The organism is Brevundimonas sp. 'scallop' (genome assembly GCF_011045535.1).
Classification (GTDB): Bacteria; Pseudomonadota; Alphaproteobacteria; order Caulobacterales; family Caulobacteraceae; genus Brevundimonas; species Brevundimonas vesicularis.
In genome coordinates this window covers 2,624,659-2,643,319 of sequence record NZ_CP039382.1, presented here as the reverse complement: position 1 = coordinate 2,643,319, position 18,661 = coordinate 2,624,659, and the positions used below count along the sequence as shown (strand labels likewise).

The following is an 18,661-nucleotide window of genomic DNA, read 5'->3' as shown; positions in this document are numbered from 1 at the left end:
GGAAGAAACATGTTTTACCTGCTCTATCTCTACTACGCCGACGTGGCGCACCAGTATCCGCTGCTGAACCTGGTTCAGTACCAGACGGTGCGCGTGGCCCTCGCCATGGCCACCGCCATGATCGTCGCCGTCGCCATGGGCAGCCGCTTCATCAACTGGATCCGCGCCAAACAGGGCCGGGGCCAGCCGATCCGCGACGACGGCCCGGTGTCCCACCTGTCCAAGGTCGGCACCCCGACCATGGGCGGTCTGATGATCCTGGCCGGCATCGGCGTGGCGGTGCTGCTCTGGGGCGACCTGACCAACCCCTACATCTGGATCGTCAGCTTCGTGACGGCGGCCTTCGGCGTGCTGGGCTTCATCGACGACTACGCCAAGGTGACCAAACAGACCTCGGCCGGCCTGACCTCCAAGCAGAAGCTCCTGGCCCAGACCGTCGTCGCCGTCGTCGCCGGCGTCCTGACCGTGCTGTGGATGACCGTCTCGCCGACCTCGCCGGGGCTTGAGACGTCGATCGCCTTCCCCTTCTTCAAGGCCGTGCTGCTGAACATCGGCTGGTTCTATGTGGCGTTCGCGGCCTTCACCATCGTCGGCTTCTCCAATGCGGTGAACCTGACGGACGGTCTGGACGGTCTGGCGACCGTGCCGGTTATGATGGCGGCGGGCGCGTTCGGCGTGATCAGCTACCTCGCCGGCAACTTCGTCTTCGCCCAGTATCTTCAGGTCCACCACGTGCCTGGCGCGGGTGAACTGGCCATCTTCTGCGCGGCCATGATCGGCGGCGGCGCGGGCTTCCTGTGGTACAACGCCCCCCCGGCCAAGATCTTCATGGGCGACACCGGCTCGCTGGCTCTGGGCGGGGCGCTCGGCGCCATCGCCGTCACCACCAAGCATGAGCTGGTCCTGGGCATCGTCGGCGGCCTGTTCGTCATGGAGGCCGCCTCGGTCATGATCCAGGTCGGCTATTACAAGCTGACGAAGAAGCGCATCTTCCTGATGGCGCCGGTCCACCACCATTTCGAGAAGATGGGCTGGCCGGAATCCACCGTCGTCATCCGCTTCTGGATCATCGCCGGCGCCCTGGCCCTGCTGGGCCTGTCCACGCTGAAGCTGCGCTGATCCGATGATCCCCGTTCCCGGCTTTGAAGGCAGGCGGGTCGCGGTCTTCGGCCTGGGACGGTCGGGGATCACGACCGCGCGCGCCCTTCAGGCCGGGGGCGCGATCCCGATCCTGTGGGATGACGGCGAGGCCGGTCGGGCGCTGGCGAAAGGCGAGGGCTTCACGGTCGAGGACCTGGCCGCCGCCGACTGGTCCGACTTCGCCGCCCTGGTTCTGTCGCCCGGCGCACCGCTGACCCATCCCAGGCCCCACTGGACCGTGGACCTGGCCCGCGCGGCCGGCGTGCTCGTCGTCGGCGACATCGAACTGTTCGCCCGCGCCCTGGCCTCGTATTCGTCGTCATCCTCCGGCTTGACCGGGGGACCGCGCGTCGTCGCCATCACCGGCACGAACGGCAAGTCCACCACCACCGCCCTGATCGGTTGGGTGCTGAAGTCGGCGGGCCTGACGGTCCACGTCGGCGGCAATATCGGCGTCGGCGTCCTGGCGCTGCCCGAACCGACGCCCGACGCCGTTTATGTGATCGAGGTCTCCAGCTATCAGCTGGACCTGACCACCACTTTCGCCCCCGACGTCGCCATCCTGACCAACATCAGCCCCGACCACCTGGACCGCCACGGCGGCATGGACGGCTATGTCGCGGCCAAGGCGCGCATCTTCACAGGGCAGGGAGCGGACGGCGTGGCCTTGGTCGGCGTGGACGATACTTGGGGGCAGGGGATTGCGTCCCGACTTTCCCAACGTGTGATCGCTATCTCGTCAAATCCTTCTCACCCGAGGGGAGAAGGCTACGTGGCGCTGCCCGGTGCGATCTGGAGCGAAGATCGCGAACTCGTAAACCTCACCGCCGCCCGTTCGCTTCCCGGCCGCCACAACGCCCAGAACGCCGCCTTCGCCTATGCGACCGCCCTCGCGCTCGGTCTGGATCATGACGCCGCCGTCGCCGGCCTGCTGTCCTTCCCCGGCCTGGCGCACCGTATGGAGGCGGTCGGCCGCCTCGGCTCCGTGCGCTTCATCAACGATTCCAAGGCCACCAACGCCGACGCCGCGCGTCAGGCCCTGGCCTCCTATCCGTCCGTCTTCTGGATCGCCGGCGGCGTGCCCAAGACCGGCGGCATCGCGGACCTCGCCGACCTCTTTCCCCGCATCGCCAAGGCCTATCTGATCGGCGACGCGGCCCGTGCCTTCGCCGAAACACTTGCTGACACGCCCCACGTCATCGCCCACACCCTCGACGCCGCCGTGGCCGCCGCCGCCGCCGATGCAGCCTCGGCCGGCGGCGACCAGATCGTCCTTCTGTCCCCCGCCTGCGCCAGCTTCGATCAGTTCAAGGACTTCGAGGCGCGCGGCGAGGCCTTCCGCGCCGCCGTCCTGGCCCTCGGCGCCGTCTCGGAAACCGCGTCATGAGCGCTCCATACACCCCCGCCTTTTCCCGTAATGACCAAAGCCATGTGGCCCAGTGGTTCTGGACCGTGGATCGCGGCCTGCTGGGCGCGGCGCTCGCGCTGATGGCCCTGGGCGTGGCGCTCAGCTTCGCCTCCAGCCCCGCCGCCATCCTGGCCGATGAATCGATCACCGACCCCTTCCACTATTCCTGGCGGATGATGGTCTTCTCGGGCGTGGGGCTCAGCATCATGCTGACGACCTCGCTGATGTCGCCGCGCGGCGTGCGACGGATCGCCGTCCTGGCCCTGTTCGGCGCCATCGTCGTGATGATGGCCTTGCCGTTCATCGGCGACACGGTGAAGGGGGCCGCCCGCTGGGTGAACTTCGGCCCCTTCAGTCTGCAACCGTCCGAGTTCGCCAAGCCCGGCTTGATCGTCTTCGCCGCCTGGATGTTCGCCGAGGCGCAAAAGGGGCAGGGGGTGCCCGGCGTCACCATCGCGTTTGGTTTCTATGCGCTGACCGTCTCGCTGCTGCTGATCCAGCCCGACATCGGCCAGACGCTTCTGATCACCACCACCTTCATGGCCGTCTTCTTCATGGCGGGCGTGCCGTTCAAATGGATGGCGGTTCTGGCCAGCCTGGGCATGGCGGGGCTGGTGTCGCTGTATTTCGTCTTCGGCCACATGCGCGACCGCCTCAGCCGCTTCTTCTCGCCCGAGACCACCGACACCCACCAGATCGACAGCGCGTCCGAGGCCATTCGCGCCGGCGGCCTGCTGGGCCGGGGGATCGGCGAGGGCGTGATGAAGCGCCGCGTGCCCGACCTGCACACCGACTTCATCTATTCCGTCGGCGCCGAGGAGTTCGGTCTGATCCTCAGCCTGATCATGATCAGCCTCTACGCCTTCATCGTCATTCGCGGCATGCGCCGGGCCATGAAGCTGACCGATCCGTTCGAGCAGACGGCGGCGGCGGGCCTGTTCATGCTGATCGGGCTTCAGGCCTGCATCAACGTCGCGGTGAACCTGAACCTGATCCCGACCAAGGGCATGACGTTGCCCTTCATCAGCTATGGCGGCTCCTCCATGCTGGCCATGGGGCTGACCATGGGCTTTGCGCTCGCCCTGACGCGACGCAGACCCGGCGCCTACGAACCCGGCGCCAGCCTGACCATGGGCCGGCGGTTGCTGTAGTTCTCTTTCGTCCCCGCGCGAAGGAGGACGAAAGAGCGATTAGCTAGCCTTCTTTGACGAAAACATCCGTATGATTTCCTTCGCTTACCGCTCGCGATCGACCGTCTCCTGCCCACGCTGCAAAACCGTGCGATCCTGTCGCCGCCCCATTCCTCGCCGCACCGTTCCTGGCCGACATTAGACAGATTAGACGAATTAGACGGTGTTTTTGCCTGCCCACCGTCTGAACTTCAGACTATTCAGCCCCTCTTTTTCGGAGCCTCGCCCATGACCAAGCTCTGCGTCGTCGCCGCCGGCGGCACCGGCGGCCATATGTTCCCGGCCGAGGCGCTGGCGCGCGAGATGGCGGCGCGCGGCTGGCGCGTGGTCCTGGCGACCGATCATCGGGGCGAACAATACGCCCACGCCTTTCCGGCCGAGGAACGGCTGGCGCTTGACGCCGCCACCGGCTCGGGCCCGCTGGGCCTGATCAAGGCCGGCGTCGCCATCTTCAAGGGCGTGGTTCAGGCGCGAACGGCCTTCGACCGGCTGGGCGCCGACATCGTCGTCGGCTTCGGCGGCTATCCGTCCGCCCCGGCCCTGGTCGCCGCCGTCACGTCCCAGCGACCGACGGTGATCCATGAACAGAACGCGGTCCTGGGCCGCACCAACCGCATCCTGGCCCCCTATGTCGGTCAGGTCGCCTCGTCCTTCCCGACGCTGGAACGCGCGCCGGCCAAGGTCCAGGGCCGCTCCCACGTCGTCGGCTCGCCGGTGCGGTCCGAGATCCGCGCCCTATTCGACCGCCCCTATGTCGCGCCCGCCGCCGACGGTCCGATCCATGTGCTGGTCACCGGCGGCAGCCAGGGCGCCCGCATCCTGTCCGAGACCACGCCCCGCGCGCTGGCCGCCGTGCCGGAAGCCCTGCGACGTCGGCTGAAGGTGCAGCAGCAGTCCCGCCCCGAAACGCTGGAGGCCGCGCGTCAAATCTATCTGGAGGCCGGGATCGAGGCCGAGGTCGCCCCCTTCTTCCGCGACATGGCTGAACGGCTGTCCAGGGCCCATCTGGTCGTCGGCCGCTCCGGCGCCTCGACCTGCGCCGAACTGGCGGTCGCAGCCCTGCCGTCCGTCCTGATCCCGCTGAAGATCGCCACCGACGACCACCAGCGCCTGAACGCCAAGGCCCTGACCGATGCGGGCGCGGCCGAGGTCATCCTGGAAGACGACCTGACCGTCGATCGCCTGGCCTCGACCCTGACCGGCGTCCTGTCCGACCCGGCGCGCCTGTCGGCCATGTCCGCCGCCGCCCGCAGCGTCGCCATCCCCGACGCCGCCCAACGCCTGGCCGACCTCGTCGAGGCGACGGCGGGGCGTGCATGATGTCTCCTCCCCACGTGTGGGGAGGGGGACCGCGTAGCGGTGGAGGGGCTCTTCACGCCGAAAGAACCCTCCGTCACGGCGCAAAGGGCGCGCCGCGCCACCTCCCCATCGCTTCGCGACAGGGAGGAGACATCAACCCTCTCGGCCCTGACGCGTTAGGAAGCTCATGCCTCCCGAAATCATCGCCGTCACCCGCCAGATCCGCGCCCTGTGGCACCGGTTCGACTGGCTGCCCGAATGGGCGGTCATCGGCCTGGTCCTGCTGGTCTTCGTCGGCGGCGGCTGGCTGACGCACAAGATCGTCTTCGCCATCCTGCGTCGCGTCGTTCGGAACAAGGATCTCTTCTGGCGCGGCGTGGTCGAACGCGCCCGGGTCAAGCTGCGCGTTCTGATCATCATCATCGGCATCGGCATCGGCGTGACCGTCTCGCCGATGGATCCCGGCCCGTCCGAGGATATCCGCAGCGCTCTGCTGTTCCTGTTCATCCTGACCCTCGGCTGGATGGCGTCGGGCGTGCTCGACATGTGGTCGGTCATGCACCTCAAGCGGTACAATATCGCCGTCGAGGACAATCTGCTCGCCAGGAAGCACCTGACCCAGACCCGCATCCTGCAGCGGGTGGCCAAGGTCGTGCTGTTCATCGTCACGGTGGGCCTGGCCCTGATGACCATCGCCGGCTTCCGTCAGTGGGGCGTCAGCCTGCTGGCCTCGGCCGGCGTCGTCGGCATCATCGCCGGTCTGGCGCTTCAGCCGATCCTGACGAACATGGTCGCCGGCATCCAGATCGCCCTGACCCAGCCCATCCGCCTGGACGACGCCGTCATCGTCGAGAACGAGTGGGGCAATGTCGAGGAGATCACCTCGACCTATGTGGTGGTCAAGCTGTGGGACTGGCGCCGGATGGTGCTGCCCCTGTCCTACTTCATCACCAAGCCCTTCCAGAACTGGACGCGCGAGAACGCCCGCCTGATCGGAGTCGCCTTCTTCTACGTCGATTACGAAGCGCCCATCGACCGGCTGCGCACTGCCTTCGAGGGCATCGTCAAGGCGTCCAAACACTGGGACGGCGACGTGCAGGTGATGCAGGTCACCGACATCACCGAACGCGTGCTTCAGTTGCGCTGCCTGGCCAGCGCCCGCTCGGCCCCGGTCGCCTTCGACCTGCGCTGCGAGATCCGCGAGAAGCTGATGGCCTTCATGCGCGACGAATGCCGCGATGCCCTGCCGCGCGACCGTATCGAATGGCCGCAAGGGTCCGACAAGCCCGCCGAGGGGACGGTCAGTCCGCCAGCGCCCTTTGTCCCTGGCTGATGGCCTGCTCCAGCGTCAGCGCCTGGGCCGGCCGTTCGACCCGGCAGGCGATGGCCAGCAGCTCGGCTGCATCCCCGCCCGGCGCGGCGTCATAGGCCGGGGCGGCGTCCGGCGTCGCCGGCCCTTCCGTCCCGTCCGCCTTCAAGGAGGAGAAGTCCAACCGATCCGCCGTCCTCGCGCGACAGTCGAACGCCCACCGCGACCAGCCCCCGACATAGGTCACGTCTCCGACCTTGAACCCGGCCTCGGTCACCTGCAGTTCCCGCATCCGCGCCACGTCGCCCTCGCGTTCGATCGAGGCCGCGTCGGCATAGATGGCGAACCGTCCCACGCCGGTCGGGAGCAGCTGCGGATCGGCGAGCGCGAGCAGCAGGGCGATCATGCGACCAGGGTCTCCGCCTGTTTCAGGTCCACGCTGACCAGCTGGCTCATGCCGCGTTCGGGCATGGTGACGCCGTACAGCCGGTCCATCCGGCTCATGGTCACGGGGTTGTGGGTGATGACGATGAAGCGGGTGTCGGTGCGGCTGCGCATCTCGTGCAGCATCCGGCAGAAGCGGTCCACGTTGGCGTCGTCCAGCGGCGCGTCCACCTCGTCCAGCACACAGACCGGCGCGGGGTTAGCCAGGAAGACGCCGAAGATCAGGGCCGCCGCGGTCAGCGCCTGCTCGCCCCCGCTCATCAGGCTCATGACCGACAACCGCTTGCCGGGTGGGCAGGCGTAGATCTCAAGCCCCGCCTCCAGCGGGTCGTCGCTCTCGACCAGCTTCAGCTCCGCCTGGCCCCCGCCGAACAGGGCCTCGAACAGGGTCTTGAAGTTGGTGTTGATGACGTCAAAGGCGGCGACCAGCCGCTCACGGCCCTCGGCGTTCAGCTCGTCGATGCCGTCGCGCAGCTTAGCGATCGCCTGGGTCAGGTCGATCCGTTCCGACTTCATGCTGTTCAACCGCTCGCCGTATTCGACCGCCTCGTCCTCGGCGCGCAGGTTGACGGCCCCCAAGGCCTCGCGTTCGCGCTCCAGCCCGTAGAGCAGGCTCTCGGCGCCGGCGGCGTCGGGCGGGCGGGCGATGGCGTCGTCGGTCAGCTTCTGACCCAGTTCCTGCGGCGACATCTGCGCCGTTTCGCGCAGGGTGGTCTCGGCCTCGGCCAGTTTCTCGGCGGCGGCCTCGGCGCGGGCGGACAGGCCGGCGCGGGCCTCGCGGGCCTGCGACGCGGCGGTGTCTGCGGCGCGCGATGCGCGGTCGGCCTCGCTCGCCTCGGTCTCGGCGACGGCCATGGCGTCCGACGCCGCCTGTTTCCTCTGTTCGGCGGCGACCAGCGTGTCCAGCAGCTTGCCCCGCTGTTCGGCGAAGCCCTGAGGCGCGACCTCGGCCTGTTTCAACAGGGCTGCGGTCCGGTCGGCGTCCTTGGCCAGGGCGGCGACGCGGCCGGCGCTGTCTTTGGCCCGTGTCACCCAGCCTTCGCGCGCGCGGGTCAGGCTGCCCAGCCGCTGCTCGCGGCCCTGACGATCGCGGGCCTCGGCGTCGCGGTCCGACCGGGCGGTCTGGGCGGCGGCGCGGGCGGCGTCGGCCATGGCGCGGGCGGCGGTCAGTTCGTCGCGCAGGCCGGCGATCGTCTCGGACGGGGCGTCGGTGGTCTGGACGGCGTCCACGGCGGCCTGCGCCTCGGCTGCGTCTGCCGCCAGCCGGGTCACGGTGTCGTCCAGCGCCTGGGCGCGGGCCTCGCGGCGGGCCTGCTCGCGGGCCAGGGTTTCCACGCGGTCGCGGGCGGCGGTCACGGCCTTGTCGGCGGCGAAGGGCTTCAGGCGCGCGGCCTTGACCGTCTCTTCGGCGGCGCGAAAGGCTTCCGTCGCCGACTTCTGGGCCGCCTGCGCCTGATCCAGCGCCGGTCTGCACTTGTCGATCTCGGCCTCCAGCTCGGCCAGGCGCGTGCGCTGTGCTAGCCGCACGGCGGCCGGGCGCGGCGCCTCGGCGCGGCTGACGAACCCGTCCCAGCGATAGAGGTCGCCCTCGACCGTCACCAGGCGCGCGCCGGGAGGCAGAAGTCCGGCCAGCCGGACCGCCTCGGCCTTCGGCGCCACGCCGCAAAGAGCGAGGCGCGCGGTCAACTGTGCCGGCGCCTGAACATGATCCGAAAGCGGCGTGATACCGGCGGGCCAGGACGGGGGGCGCGCATCCGCCCCGCCCCAGTAGGCGGCGGCTTTGGCGTCCAGCGCCGCGTCCAGATCGTCACCCAAGGCGGCGGCCAGGGCGGCCTCATAACCCTTGTCGGCCCGCACCTTGTCCAGAGCCGGAGGATGGTCACGCTTGCCGGTGACCAGCAGTTGGGCCAGGCCGCGCGCCTCGGTCTGAAGCCGGCCCAACCGGTCCTCTGCGGCGCGGGCGGCGGTCCGTGCCTCCTGTTCGGCGCGGGCCAGTTCGCCGCGTGTCGCCTCGGCCGCCTCGACGGCGTCGCGCGCCGCGGCAAGGTCGGCCTGCGCCGCTTCCAGCGCCTGACGGGCGGTTTCCAGCTCGGGCGTTTCCAGCGGCCCTAGAGCCTCGCGTTCGCGCCGGGCCTGATCGTGCTGGGCGGTGACGCGGGTCAGCCGGGCCTCGGCGTCACGCTTGCGGGCCGTCTCGGCATTGGCGCGGGCCTCGACGGCGGCCAGCGTGCCCGCCAGCCGTTCGACCTCGCCGTCGGCGGCCTTGCGGGCGTCCTCGGCGGCCGCCAGGGCCATGTCCAATTCGGGGCCGCGTTCGGGGGCGGCGGCGATCTCGGCCTTCAGCCGGCTCAGTTCGTTGTCGAGCCGGTCCAGTTCGCGCTGGGCGTCGGCGGCCATGCCGTCTTCGCGCGCGGCGTCGGCGGCGATGCGGGCGGCCTCGGCCTTGAGGCGATCCACTTCCGCACGGGCCGCCTGTTCAGCCATGTCCAGCCGATCGCGCTCCAGGCTGGCGCGGTGCAGCAGAGCGGAGGCGACGGCGTCCTCCTCTCGCGCGGGCTTCAGAGCGTCCTGAGCGGACAGGGCGGCCGTCTGTGCGGCGGCGGCGGCGGTCGTGGTGTCGGCCACCGTCCGGTCGGCCTCGCGCAGTTCGGCGGCGGCGGCCTCTGCGGCCAGACGCGCGTCGTTCCAACGCACATACAGCAGGGCGGCCTGAAGGGCGCGGATCTCTGCCGAGATCTTCTTGTACTTCTCGGCTTGGCGGGCTTCGCGCTTCAGCCGGTTCAGCGCCGTCTCCAGCTCGCGGCCGATGTCGTCCAGCCGGTCCAGGTTGGTCTCGGCGGCTTTGAGGCGCAGCTCGGCCTCGTGCCGACGGGTGTGCAGACCGGCGACGCCGCCCGCCTCTTCCAGAATGCGCCGGCGGTTCTGCGGCTTGGCGGCGATCAGTTCCGAAATCTGGCCCTGACGCACCAGGGCGGGCGAGTTGGCGCCGGTCGAGGCGTCGGCGAACAGCAGCTGGACGTCGCGGGCGCGCACCTCCTTGCCGTTGATGCGGTAGGTCGAACCCTGGCCCCGGTCGATCCGGCGCGACACCTCCAGCACGGGGCTGTCGGTAAAGGGCTGGGGCGCACGGCGAGCGGCGTTGTCGATGGTCAGGCTGACTTCGGCGTGGCTGCGCGGAGGACGGCCAGCGGCGCCGGCAAAGATGACGTCGTCCATGCCCTGGCCGCGCATGGCCTTGGCTGAGTTGGCGCCCATGACCCAGCGCAGGCTTTCAAGGACGTTGGACTTGCCGCAGCCGTTCGGGCCGACGACGCCGGTCAGGCCGGATTCGATGTGCACCTCCGCCGGATCGACAAACGACTTGAAGCCGACGAGCCGGAGGCGCTGGAACTGCATCGTCCCGACGGACTACCGAAGCAGCGGATCGATGGCGGCCGACAGGGCCTCCAGCGAATGCTCCATAACCATCGTCCCGTTGACGAAGAAGGTGGGCGTGCCGGTGACGCCGGCCTTGTCAGCGCCCTCGATCTGGGCGTCGAGGGCCGCACGGATGGTCGGGCCGTTCAGGCAGGCCTCGATCTGCTCGCGGGTCTTGCCGCTGGCGGCGATGCCGGCCGCGAACCAGGGCTGGGCGCCGGTGGTCTGCAGGTTGGCCTGATCGCGCATGAAGACGGCCGCCACGTCGAAATAGCGTTCGGGCGCGGCGCACAGGGCGACCGCAGCCGCGGCGGCGGCGACATTGGCGGGCGCGGTCGGCAGGTTGCGGTGAACCAGCCGGACCTTGCCGGTGTCGATGTATTTGGCCTTGAAGGCCGGCAGCACGGTGTTGTGGAAGTCCGCGCAGTGCGAGCAGGTGAAGGACGCGTATTCGATCACCGTCACCGGCGCATTCGCCCGACCCAGGATGTGATCCTGGGCCGTGACGGGCGGGGGCGCATCGGCGCCGAGCGCCGGCGTCGCCAAACCGCCGAACAGGGCGGCGAGGGCGAAACCGGCGGCGATGAAGGCGCGTCGCATCATCTGGGTAGGCCTCGGTTACTTGGCCAAGGCCGCGTCGATGGCGGTGGACAGGTCGGCCAGACTGGCGCCTTCGCCGCCGGGCGAGATGACCTGCGTCTCATTGACGTAGAAGGCCGGGGTGCCGGTCACGCCCTGGGCGCGGGCGGCCTGAACGCGCTTCTCCATAGCGGCGACAGCGTCCTTGTCGGTGACGCAGTCGTTGAACTGCTGCTCGGACAGGCCGGCGGCCTGGGCGGTGCGCAGCAGCCAGTCGCGGGGCGACGACGTCAGCATCTCCTGCTGCGTCGCCATCAGCTGGTGAACCACGTCGAAATATTTGTCCGGACCGGCGCAGCGCGCGACCAGGAAGCCGGCGGTGGCGGCGTCGACCGGCGGGGTCGGCAGTTCACGGAACACGTAGCGGACCTTGTTGGTATCGACGTATTTGGCCTTGAACGCCGGCCAGGTGTTCTTCTGCCACAGGGCGCAGTGGGGGCAGGTGACCGAAGCGTATTCGACCACGGTGACCTTGGCGCCTTCGGGCGCGCCCAGACCCATGTCGCCTTCCGCCGCACCCTTGGCGCCGCCGCCGCAGGCCGCCAGAGCCATAGTCGCCAGCGCGGCGCCGGTGATGGCCGCACGACGGCTCATGCGGGCGAAGCGGGATTCAGTGTCGGCCATGAAGGTTCCTCGGATCGGATCGTTGGCGATGATCGCGCGATTCCCCGGGAATGGCGCAACCCTGAACTAGTCTGGAACAGGTGCGGCGAAGTTTTGTCAACAGCGCCTTATCCGCGCGCCCAGGCCCGATTGATCGCCGGTGCGGGGATGAAACTTTGCGGCCTGTCCTGGCGGGGCGGCGGATCGCTTATGCCCTGCTGAATGAAGCGCATCGCCGACAGCAGGCCGGACCGCGAGAAGGGCTTGGGGATCACGCCATGCGCGCCCAGGAAGTCCTCGGGGATCATCTTGGGGTTGGCGGTCAGAAAGACGACGGCCGTGGACGGCCAGCGATCCTTGATCAGGCGACACACGTCCAGGCCGCTGGAGTTATCCGCCAGTTGGATGTCGACGAAGGCGATGTCGGGCGGCGCGTCGAGCGACAGCGACTCGACCTCACTCAGGGACATGGCTTCTCCGACCACCCGGTGGCCTTCGTCCTCAAGCATCGCCTCGAGGTCCATCACAAGCAGGGCCTCGTCCTCGACGACCAGGATGTCGAAGTGAGGCCCGGCGGCGCGCACCTAGCCGCTCACGGGGAAGTCGACGACCGCGCGCGTTCCGGGGTCGGCCGGCAGCCACAACGTCTTGCCGCCGATCTGCTTTGAAAGACGACCGATCAACGTCTTGCCCAATCCCTGATGCGCAGCGCCGGGAATGCCGGGGCCGTCGTCCTGAACAACGACCTGGCCGCCTTGTTCCGTTCTTTTGGCCGAGACCTGCAATCGGCCGCCGCGATCCTCGGGGAAGCCGTGCTTGATCGCATTGGTCAGCAGTTCGTTGATGATCAGCCCGATCGACGAGGCATGGGTCGAAGGAATGAACATGGGCTCCACATCGACGGACACCTCGATATCGGTGCGTCCTGTCGAGCCAATCACATCGGCGACCAGGGTGTTGGTGAAGGCGCCGACGTCAAACTGGGTGACGTCCTCGGACTGATAGAGTTTGCGGTGAACGGTCGCCAGGGCGTCCACCCGCTCCAGCATGGAGTCCAAGGTGGCGGTCAGGGCCGGATCGGACAGCGAGCGCGATTGCAGCCGCAGCAGCGAGCCGATCATGGTCAGGTTGTTCTTGACCCTGTGATCGACCTCGTGAAGCAGCAGGGTCTTGGCGGCGAGCGCCTCTTGCAGATCGGCGGTGCGGGCGGCGACTTCGCGTTCGACCAGGGCCTTCTGCTTTTCGACATAGGCCTGGGCCTCGATCCGCTCGGTCACGTCCAACTGCGAGGCGAAGAAATATTCGATGTCGCCGTGGGCGTTGCGCACAGGGCTGATGAACAGGGCGTTCCAGAAGGTGCTGCCGTCCTTGCGATAGTTCAGCAGATCGATGTGGATGTCTGTACCGGCCTGCAGGGCGTCGCGGATTTTGGCCACGGCGTCCCTATCGGAATCTGGCCCCTGAAGAAAACGGCAGTTCTGGCCGATGATCTCGTCACGTTCGTAGCCGGTCAGATCCTGGAAGGCCTTGTTGGCGAAGACGATCGGATTGTCGTCGCGACGCGGGTCGGTGATGACCATCGGCATGCGCGTGCCACGTATGGCGGCGGCGAACGGATCTCCACGCCCGATTTCGTGTTCGACGACATCGGTAAGTCGCCAGTCGTCTTGCTGCTTCATCGGGACTCGGAATACAGGCGCGCGACCGGAAGCGCCGTGCGGATATTTGTCGCTTTACAACCTCTTCCTACAGCACCGGGGGGCGACTGCCAACCAAGGCGCGGCGCTCAGTCGGACTTGATGTCGGAGCGCGACAGGGCGACGCGGCCCAGCCGGGCCAGGGCGGCGCGCAGATCGTCGGGGGCTGAAGCGATCGATGCGGCCAGATCGACCTCGGCCTGGGCGGGCAGGGGCGGCGGCTTGGCGCTGCGTTTGGGACGGGCGGCGGCCTCCTTCAAAGGGGCGACCGGACCCTGGGCGATGCGCAGTCGATCCACGGTCCCGGCGCCCAGGAACAGGTTGACGCGGGCCAGGATGTCCTCGGACTGGTGTTGGATCAGCAGGGCGGCGGCGCCGGCGACACGCAACTCCAACACGCCGGGCTGACCGCCCTTGCCCTTGGTCAGTTTCTGAGGTCGGGTCACGCGCGCCAGGCGATCGCCGACGATCTCACGCCAACGGGGCTCCAGCGCGCCTGCGCCACGGCCGAACTGCTCGTCCAGCTTCTTGATCAGGGGCGTCAGCGCCTTGCCCGCGCGCGGCGCCGGTCGGGGGACCGGACGGGTGCGGCGACGAGACAGGATCTCGCGGACCTCGGCGTCTGTGGGCAGCGTGCGGCGCATGGGTCTATATAGCCCGACCGATGCCTGACGTCTCTCTTGACATAGACCTGATCCGCTCACGGCTGTTGGCCTGGTACGACGCCCATGCGCGCAGCCTGCCATGGCGAGCCGCCGTCGGCGCGCCGCGGACCGAGCCGTACCGCGTCTGGTTGTCAGAGGTCATGCTGCAGCAGACGACCGTGCCGCATGCGACGCCGTATTTCCACGCCTTCACCACGCGCTGGCCGACGGTCTCGGACTTGGCGGCGGCCGAGGATGCGGAGGTGATGGGGGCCTGGGCGGGGCTGGGCTACTATGCCCGTGCCCGCAATCTGCTGGCCTGTGCGCGGGCGGTGGCGGGCGAGCATGGCGGGGTGTTTCCGGACACCGAGGCGGCGCTGCTCGCGCTGCCGGGCGTGGGCGCCTATACAGCCGCAGCCGTCGCCTCCATCGCCTTCGACCGGGCGGCTAATGTCGTGGACGGCAATGTCGAGCGGGTCATGGCGCGTCTGTTCGCGGTCGAAACGCCGGTCCCCGCCGCCCGGCCCGAGCTGAGGCGGCTGGCGGGCCTGTTCGTCACGGACGAGCGGCCGGGCGATTGGGCGCAGGCGCTGATGGATCTTGGCGCGACGGTTTGCCGGCCCAAGTCACCGTCGTGCGGGACCTGTCCCGTGGCCAGCGAATGCCTGGGTCTGGCCACGGGCGACCCGGCCCGGTTTCCGATGAAGACCAAGAAGGCGGACCGGCCGCATCGGCGGGGCGCGGCCTATGTGCTGGTCGACAATCAGGGGCGGGTCGCAGTCGAGACGCGGCCTGAAAAGGGGCTGCTGGGCGGAATGCTGGGCCTGCCTACCAGCGACTGGACGACCGGCGAGCCGGTTGCCACAGCGCCGGTCGAGGCCGACTGGCGCGAGGCGGGGGCGGTGGAGCACGTCTTCACCCACTTCAGCCTGACGCTGGCGGTGATGACCGCGCGCGTCGATGCGGACGGCCCTTATCGTTGGATGCCGATCGAGGCGGCGCGGGCCGCCCTGCCGACGGTCTTCGCCAAGGCGCTGGACCGGGCGAGCGTGCCCGATCTGTTCGGCTGACCCCTATCGCAACGTGCGGATCGAAACCTTGCCCTGCTTGTGATGCGGGATGACCACGGCGCGACCGTCGGCGTGCTGGATATTCAGATCGACAACGGCGCCGCCGACTTCCAGGCCGGTGATCTTCAGGCGATCCAGACCGGCGGGCAGGACGGGGTCAGAGAGATCGACCGTCTCGGTCCAGGCGTCGATCGACAGGCCCAGGGTGGCCTGAAGCATCAGGAAGACCGATCCCGCCGCCCAGGCCTGAGGCAGACAGGCGACCGGATAGGCGATGGGCGGCTCGCCCGGCTCACGCGGGAAGCCGCAGAACAGTTCGGGCAGCCGCAGGTGGAAATGGGCGGCCGCAGCGTAGATTTCGGCCAGGATTTCCGCGACCGCATCGCGCTCGCCGTAGGCGGCCATGCCGGCAGCGGCCATGGCGGTGTCGTGCGGCCAGACCGAGCCGTTGTGATAGCTCATCGGATTGAACCGGGCTTGTCCGACCTCCAGCGTGCGGATGCCCCAGCCGGTGCGGAACTCGGCTGTCAGCAGGCGTTTGGTGACGCGCCGCGCACGTTCCAGCGACGGCAGGCCGGTGAACAGCAGATGCCCGGCGTTGGAGGCGATGGCGCGACATTGCTGGCCGTCGCCATCGAGGGCCACGGCGTAGAAGCCCTCGTCCTCCATCCAGAACTTTTCCTCGACCAGAGAGCGGACCTGTTCGGCGCGCATCCGCCATTCGGTCGTGCGGTCGTCGTGCAGGCGCTCGCCCAGATCGCCCAGCGCCTTCCAGGCGGCGAAGGCGTAACCCTGAACTTCCAGAAGCGCGATCGGACCCTTGGGGAAGCGACCGTCGGCGTGGAAGATGGAATCCTCGGAGTCCTTCCAGCCCTGGTTGGACAGGCCGGTGTCGGCCCCGCGCTGATAGTCGATCAGGCCGTCATTGTTGCTGTCGCCATAGTCGCGCATCCAGTCGGCGGCCGCGATCAGATTGGGCCAGAGCTTGCGAATCAGATCCAGATCGCCGGTGCGGTTGGCGTAGGCGCCGGCCAAGGCCACGAACAGGCAGGTGGTATCGACCCCGCCATAGTAGAGACCGAACGGCACCTCGTGCAGGGCGCTCATCTCGCCGCCGCGGGTTTCGTGCATGATCTTGCCGGGCTGGCTGTCCCGATAGAGCGAGGTCTCGGTCGCCTGGCGCGAGGCCAGATAGGTCAGCACGCCCTTGGCCAAGGACGGGTCCAGCCACAGCATTTGCCAGGCCGAGATGATGCCGTCGCGTCCGAACGGTGTCGAGAACCACGGCGTGCCCGCATAAGGATAGGGGCCCGTCGGCAGGTCTGTGGTCAACAGCGCCATGTCGGCGCGCGACTGGTCCAGCCAGTCGTTGAAGCGCGGGCTGCGCGGGCCGCGCACCGAGGCGCCGCGCCGGCGTTTGGCGCGCATGGCCAGGCGGGCCTGGATGGCGTTCTGGCGCCAGCGATCGGCGTCCGGCGTCTCGCAGGCATCGACGCCGCATTCGATGAACAGATCCAGCGAGCGGCCCTTGGGCAGGCTGAACATGAACTCGGCGCGTTGATGCGTCAGGCGCGCGGGCGGTTCGGAAAAGGCGATGCAACTGGACCGGTCCACGTCGTCCAGGCCGGTGTAGCGGAAGGTGACGCGGCGGCCGTCGGTGGTCGGCGTGTGGATCTTCCCGCGCTTGGCTCGAGGCGTGCCGCGCACCTGGAAGATATCAAAGAAGTCCGCGCCGAAATCGAAGGCCAGCGGCAGCAGGATGTCCTCCACCCCATGGTTGACCATGCGGATACGCTCGAACATCCGCCGGTTCCAAAGGAAACGCCGGCGCTCGATATGTAGGACGCCAGCCGGAGCCGACCGGCCGCCCATCGGGGGCAGGGGACGGTTGGTGGTGTGGCAGGAGAAGAAGACGTTGTCCTGGCTGACGCCCGACGACAGGCGCGACGGCTTCAGCAGGCCGACGGTCATGGCCCAACGCGACAGGACGCGGGTGTCGCCCGCGAACAGGCCGTCGGCGCCGCCCTTCATGTCGCCCCATCCGTCGGCGACCAGGAAGGTATCGCCTTCCTTCAGCGCCATCAGCTGTTCGAGACCCGTGGCCTCGACCGATTCACCGGCGGTCAGTTGAGTGGAATAGGCGTCGTCCATGCGGTCTCTTCCCCGTCGTTGTGAGGCCTCGGCCGAACGTGTCGCACCCGAATGCGGCGCTCAGGGGCCGCTTGCAGACTTTAATGGGCAAGTCGCCGACGGGTTCAGGCGAACCTGTGCTTTTTCATCGACAAAGGCTGGGCGACCTTCATTTGATCAACCGTATAACGCCGATGGACCGCGCGATCTCACGGAACGCGGCCTCAAGCGCCGCGCTGTCTTCGGCCAGGAAGGCATGGTCGGAATCGGTGGCGCAGGTCCTGAGCAGATTGCGTCCGTTTTGCGTGGGCACGTTGAGGCCGACGGTGAAGACCTCGATCTTGTTCGACTTGGCATAGGTGCAGATCGAACCGAAATCGGCATCCGTCGCCGCCAGCTCATTGGCTTTGTTCGTGGCGACGTGCGCGCCGTCCGACGAGCGGTAACGCAGGGTGTTCACACCGTCGGTCATCAGCACCAAAATCTTGCGCGGCGTGCGGTTCGCGGGATCGTAGGCCCCGGCTTCCTGGAACGGCGCGGTGGGCGACAGCAGATTGATGCCCCAGATCAAGCCGGATGGAATGTGGGTTTCGGGTTTGTAGCCGCCGACATTGATGACAAGGTTCTTGATCGCGTTCAGGACGCTGGATTTGCTCTTGGACAGGGGGCTGACCGCATTCAGGCAACTCTGGCCTGTCGTCAGGAAACCCTTGTAGGGCGTCGCCGGCGACTGGTCGTTCAGCCGCGTCGTGCCGACGTTGCGCGAATAGACGCAGCCGAACCACTTGTAGCTGACGTTGCAAGCATAGGGCGGGACGGTGACCGTCTTGACCACCTGATCCTTGTAGCAGGTGCCGGTCTCGCTGACGCCGTCACGCACGGTGGTGCACGGGTAGGGGGTGCCGCCGCTGTAGGTGGTCTTGGTCGTGCAGGTGCGCTCCTGGACATAGTCGTCGGGCACGGAAATCCACGGGGCCTTGCGGTTGGCCACGCCGACATTGACGTAGTCCGCATAAGGCACGACGCCGATCGAGACCTCGTCGCTTTCGGTCGCCATCAACTCGTTGACCAGCAAACTGGCCGAGGTCTTCAGCGCATCGATCCGCTTGATCGACCGGCTGTCCTTTTCGCTCATGGACCAAGTGTTATCGAGCACCAGAACAGTCTCGATCTTCTGCGCCACGCCACGCGTCGCCTCGGACAGTGCGTTGATATCGAACTGTTTGACGCCGGCCAGACCCGCGAAGATGGGTTTGACCCCGCCCTTGAACGTCACCCTGACGATTTTGCCATCGACATATTGGGTGCCGGTCTTCCAGCCGTCGATAAGTTGGCCGGTCTTCAGATTGGCCTCCAGATAGGGATCGCTGACCGCTTTCAACTCCTTGACCGTCTGGGCGCGGGAGGCCGCAGCGCCCAACGCTGCTGCATCGAGCGCTTCTTGCACCTGGTTCCTGACCGAGACATAGCGATTGATGTCGATGGCCAGGCCGACCATCAGTGTCAGGCCCATGGCGGACAGGGCGAAGAAGGTCGCAATGTTGCCTGCGGTATTCCGGCGCAGATGCGCCAGCCGCCGCCTCATCGCTGTCCAATGCATAGTGGTCGCCCCGATTTGGGACGACCGTATATGGATAAGCTTAACTTTTAGGTGAACGCCGTTACAGACTC

General features: G+C 68.0%; 15 protein-coding genes. 6 read left to right on the top strand and 9 right to left on the bottom strand.

Annotated features, from left to right (window positions below):
• Nucleotides 1–9 precede the first annotated feature (9 nt).
• The 5 genes from mraY (at nucleotide 10) to E4341_RS13135 (ending at nucleotide 6,370) form a co-directional block, all read left to right on the top strand.
• On the top strand, nucleotides 10–1,119 hold the full coding sequence (gene mraY, locus E4341_RS13155; RefSeq protein WP_017504532.1) for a phospho-N-acetylmuramoyl-pentapeptide-transferase: 1,110 nt from the start codon (nucleotides 10–12) through the stop codon (nucleotides 1,117–1,119).
• A 4-nt stretch (nucleotides 1,120–1,123) separates the two neighbouring features.
• Nucleotides 1,124–2,527, top strand: a complete 1,404-nt coding sequence (gene murD, locus E4341_RS13150; RefSeq protein WP_165117874.1) for a UDP-N-acetylmuramoyl-L-alanine--D-glutamate ligase — start codon at nucleotides 1,124–1,126, stop codon at nucleotides 2,525–2,527.
• Nucleotides 2,524–3,699 (top strand): putative peptidoglycan glycosyltransferase FtsW, encoded by a 1,176-nt coding sequence (locus tag E4341_RS13145; RefSeq protein ID WP_055805836.1) that lies wholly within the window; start codon nucleotides 2,524–2,526, stop codon nucleotides 3,697–3,699. The genes murD and E4341_RS13145 overlap by 4 nt, the downstream gene beginning before the upstream one ends.
• Nucleotides 3,700–3,966: 267 nt before the next feature.
• Nucleotides 3,967–5,058 (top strand): undecaprenyldiphospho-muramoylpentapeptide beta-N-acetylglucosaminyltransferase, encoded by a 1,092-nt coding sequence (murG, locus tag E4341_RS13140; protein ID WP_165117872.1) that lies wholly within the window; start codon nucleotides 3,967–3,969, stop codon nucleotides 5,056–5,058.
• 166 nt (nucleotides 5,059–5,224) lie between these two features.
• Nucleotides 5,225–6,370 (top strand): mechanosensitive ion channel family protein, encoded by a 1,146-nt coding sequence (locus E4341_RS13135; RefSeq protein WP_165117870.1) that lies wholly within the window; start codon nucleotides 5,225–5,227, stop codon nucleotides 6,368–6,370.
• Here E4341_RS13135 and E4341_RS13130 read toward each other — a convergent pair.
• The 7 genes from E4341_RS13130 to E4341_RS13100 all read right to left on the bottom strand — a co-directional run bounded on the left by E4341_RS13130 (nucleotide 6,339) and on the right by E4341_RS13100 (nucleotide 13,790).
• Nucleotides 6,339–6,752, bottom strand: coding sequence for a surface-adhesin E family protein (locus E4341_RS13130; protein WP_165117868.1), 414 nt, complete (start codon nucleotides 6,750–6,752; stop codon nucleotides 6,339–6,341). The genes E4341_RS13135 and E4341_RS13130 overlap by 32 nt on opposite strands.
• Nucleotides 6,749–10,186: a chromosome segregation protein SMC gene (gene smc / locus E4341_RS13125; protein ID WP_165117866.1), complete on the bottom strand. Its 3,438-nt coding sequence runs from the start codon at nucleotides 10,184–10,186 to the stop codon at nucleotides 6,749–6,751. The genes E4341_RS13130 and smc overlap by 4 nt, the downstream gene beginning before the upstream one ends.
• A 12-nt stretch (nucleotides 10,187–10,198) precedes the next feature.
• A complete protein-coding gene (locus E4341_RS13120) occupies nucleotides 10,199–10,810 on the bottom strand; it encodes a thioredoxin domain-containing protein (protein WP_165117864.1) in 612 nt (203 codons plus the stop codon).
• Nucleotides 10,811–10,825: 15 nt separating this feature from the next.
• Nucleotides 10,826–11,470: a DsbA family protein gene (locus tag E4341_RS13115; protein WP_039246870.1), complete on the bottom strand. Its 645-nt coding sequence runs from the start codon at nucleotides 11,468–11,470 to the stop codon at nucleotides 10,826–10,828.
• A 107-nt stretch (nucleotides 11,471–11,577) separates the two neighbouring features.
• Nucleotides 11,578–12,033: a response regulator gene (locus E4341_RS13110; RefSeq protein ID WP_165117862.1), complete on the bottom strand. Its 456-nt coding sequence runs from the start codon at nucleotides 12,031–12,033 to the stop codon at nucleotides 11,578–11,580.
• Nucleotides 12,034–13,128: a PAS domain-containing protein gene (locus E4341_RS13105; RefSeq protein WP_165117860.1), complete on the bottom strand. Its 1,095-nt coding sequence runs from the start codon at nucleotides 13,126–13,128 to the stop codon at nucleotides 12,034–12,036. It lies immediately after the preceding gene.
• Between the two features lie 107 nt (nucleotides 13,129–13,235).
• Nucleotides 13,236–13,790 (bottom strand): DUF721 domain-containing protein, encoded by a 555-nt coding sequence (locus E4341_RS13100; RefSeq protein WP_165117858.1) that lies wholly within the window; start codon nucleotides 13,788–13,790, stop codon nucleotides 13,236–13,238.
• Between the two features lie 20 nt (nucleotides 13,791–13,810).
• Here E4341_RS13100 and mutY point away from each other — a divergent pair, with 20 nt between their 5' ends.
• Complete coding sequence (gene mutY, locus E4341_RS13095) at nucleotides 13,811–14,860, top strand: A/G-specific adenine glycosylase (RefSeq protein WP_165117856.1); 1,050 nt, start codon at nucleotides 13,811–13,813, stop codon at nucleotides 14,858–14,860.
• Nucleotides 14,861–14,863: 3 nt separating this feature from the next.
• On the opposite strand, the gene E4341_RS13090 is transcribed toward mutY, so the two are convergent.
• Nucleotides 14,864–17,011: an amylo-alpha-1,6-glucosidase gene (locus E4341_RS13090; RefSeq protein ID WP_165117854.1), complete on the bottom strand. Its 2,148-nt coding sequence runs from the start codon at nucleotides 17,009–17,011 to the stop codon at nucleotides 14,864–14,866.
• A gap of 148 nt (nucleotides 17,012–17,159) precedes the next feature.
• A complete protein-coding gene (locus E4341_RS13085; protein ID WP_165117852.1) occupies nucleotides 17,160–18,575 on the bottom strand; it encodes a VWA domain-containing protein in 1,416 nt (471 codons plus the stop codon).
• Nucleotides 18,576–18,661 lie beyond the last annotated feature (86 nt).

Excerpts from the sequence above, each read along its gene's own strand:
- mraY (WP_017504532.1), top strand. The coding sequence starts at position 10 with ATGTTTTACCTGCTCTATCTCTACTACGCCGACGTGGCGCACCAGTAT.
- murD (WP_165117874.1), top strand. The coding sequence starts at position 1,124 with ATGATCCCCGTTCCCGGCTTTGAAGGCAGGCGGGTCGCGGTCTTCGGC.
- E4341_RS13145 (WP_055805836.1), top strand. The coding sequence starts at position 2,524 with ATGAGCGCTCCATACACCCCCGCCTTTTCCCGTAATGACCAAAGCCAT.
- murG (WP_165117872.1), top strand. The coding sequence starts at position 3,967 with ATGACCAAGCTCTGCGTCGTCGCCGCCGGCGGCACCGGCGGCCATATG.
- E4341_RS13135 (WP_165117870.1), top strand. The coding sequence starts at position 5,225 with ATGCCTCCCGAAATCATCGCCGTCACCCGCCAGATCCGCGCCCTGTGG.
- E4341_RS13130 (WP_165117868.1), bottom strand. The coding sequence starts at position 6,752 with ATGATCGCCCTGCTGCTCGCGCTCGCCGATCCGCAGCTGCTCCCGACC.
- smc (WP_165117866.1), bottom strand. The coding sequence starts at position 10,186 with ATGCAGTTCCAGCGCCTCCGGCTCGTCGGCTTCAAGTCGTTTGTCGAT.
- E4341_RS13120 (WP_165117864.1), bottom strand. The coding sequence starts at position 10,810 with ATGATGCGACGCGCCTTCATCGCCGCCGGTTTCGCCCTCGCCGCCCTG.
- E4341_RS13115 (WP_039246870.1), bottom strand. The coding sequence starts at position 11,470 with ATGGCCGACACTGAATCCCGCTTCGCCCGCATGAGCCGTCGTGCGGCC.
- E4341_RS13105 (WP_165117860.1), bottom strand. The coding sequence starts at position 13,128 with ATGAAGCAGCAAGACGACTGGCGACTTACCGATGTCGTCGAACACGAA.
- E4341_RS13100 (WP_165117858.1), bottom strand. The coding sequence starts at position 13,790 with ATGCGCCGCACGCTGCCCACAGACGCCGAGGTCCGCGAGATCCTGTCT.
- mutY (WP_165117856.1), top strand. The coding sequence starts at position 13,811 with ATGCCTGACGTCTCTCTTGACATAGACCTGATCCGCTCACGGCTGTTG.
- E4341_RS13090 (WP_165117854.1), bottom strand. The coding sequence starts at position 17,011 with ATGGACGACGCCTATTCCACTCAACTGACCGCCGGTGAATCGGTCGAG.
- E4341_RS13085 (WP_165117852.1), bottom strand. The coding sequence starts at position 18,575 with ATGAGGCGGCGGCTGGCGCATCTGCGCCGGAATACCGCAGGCAACATT.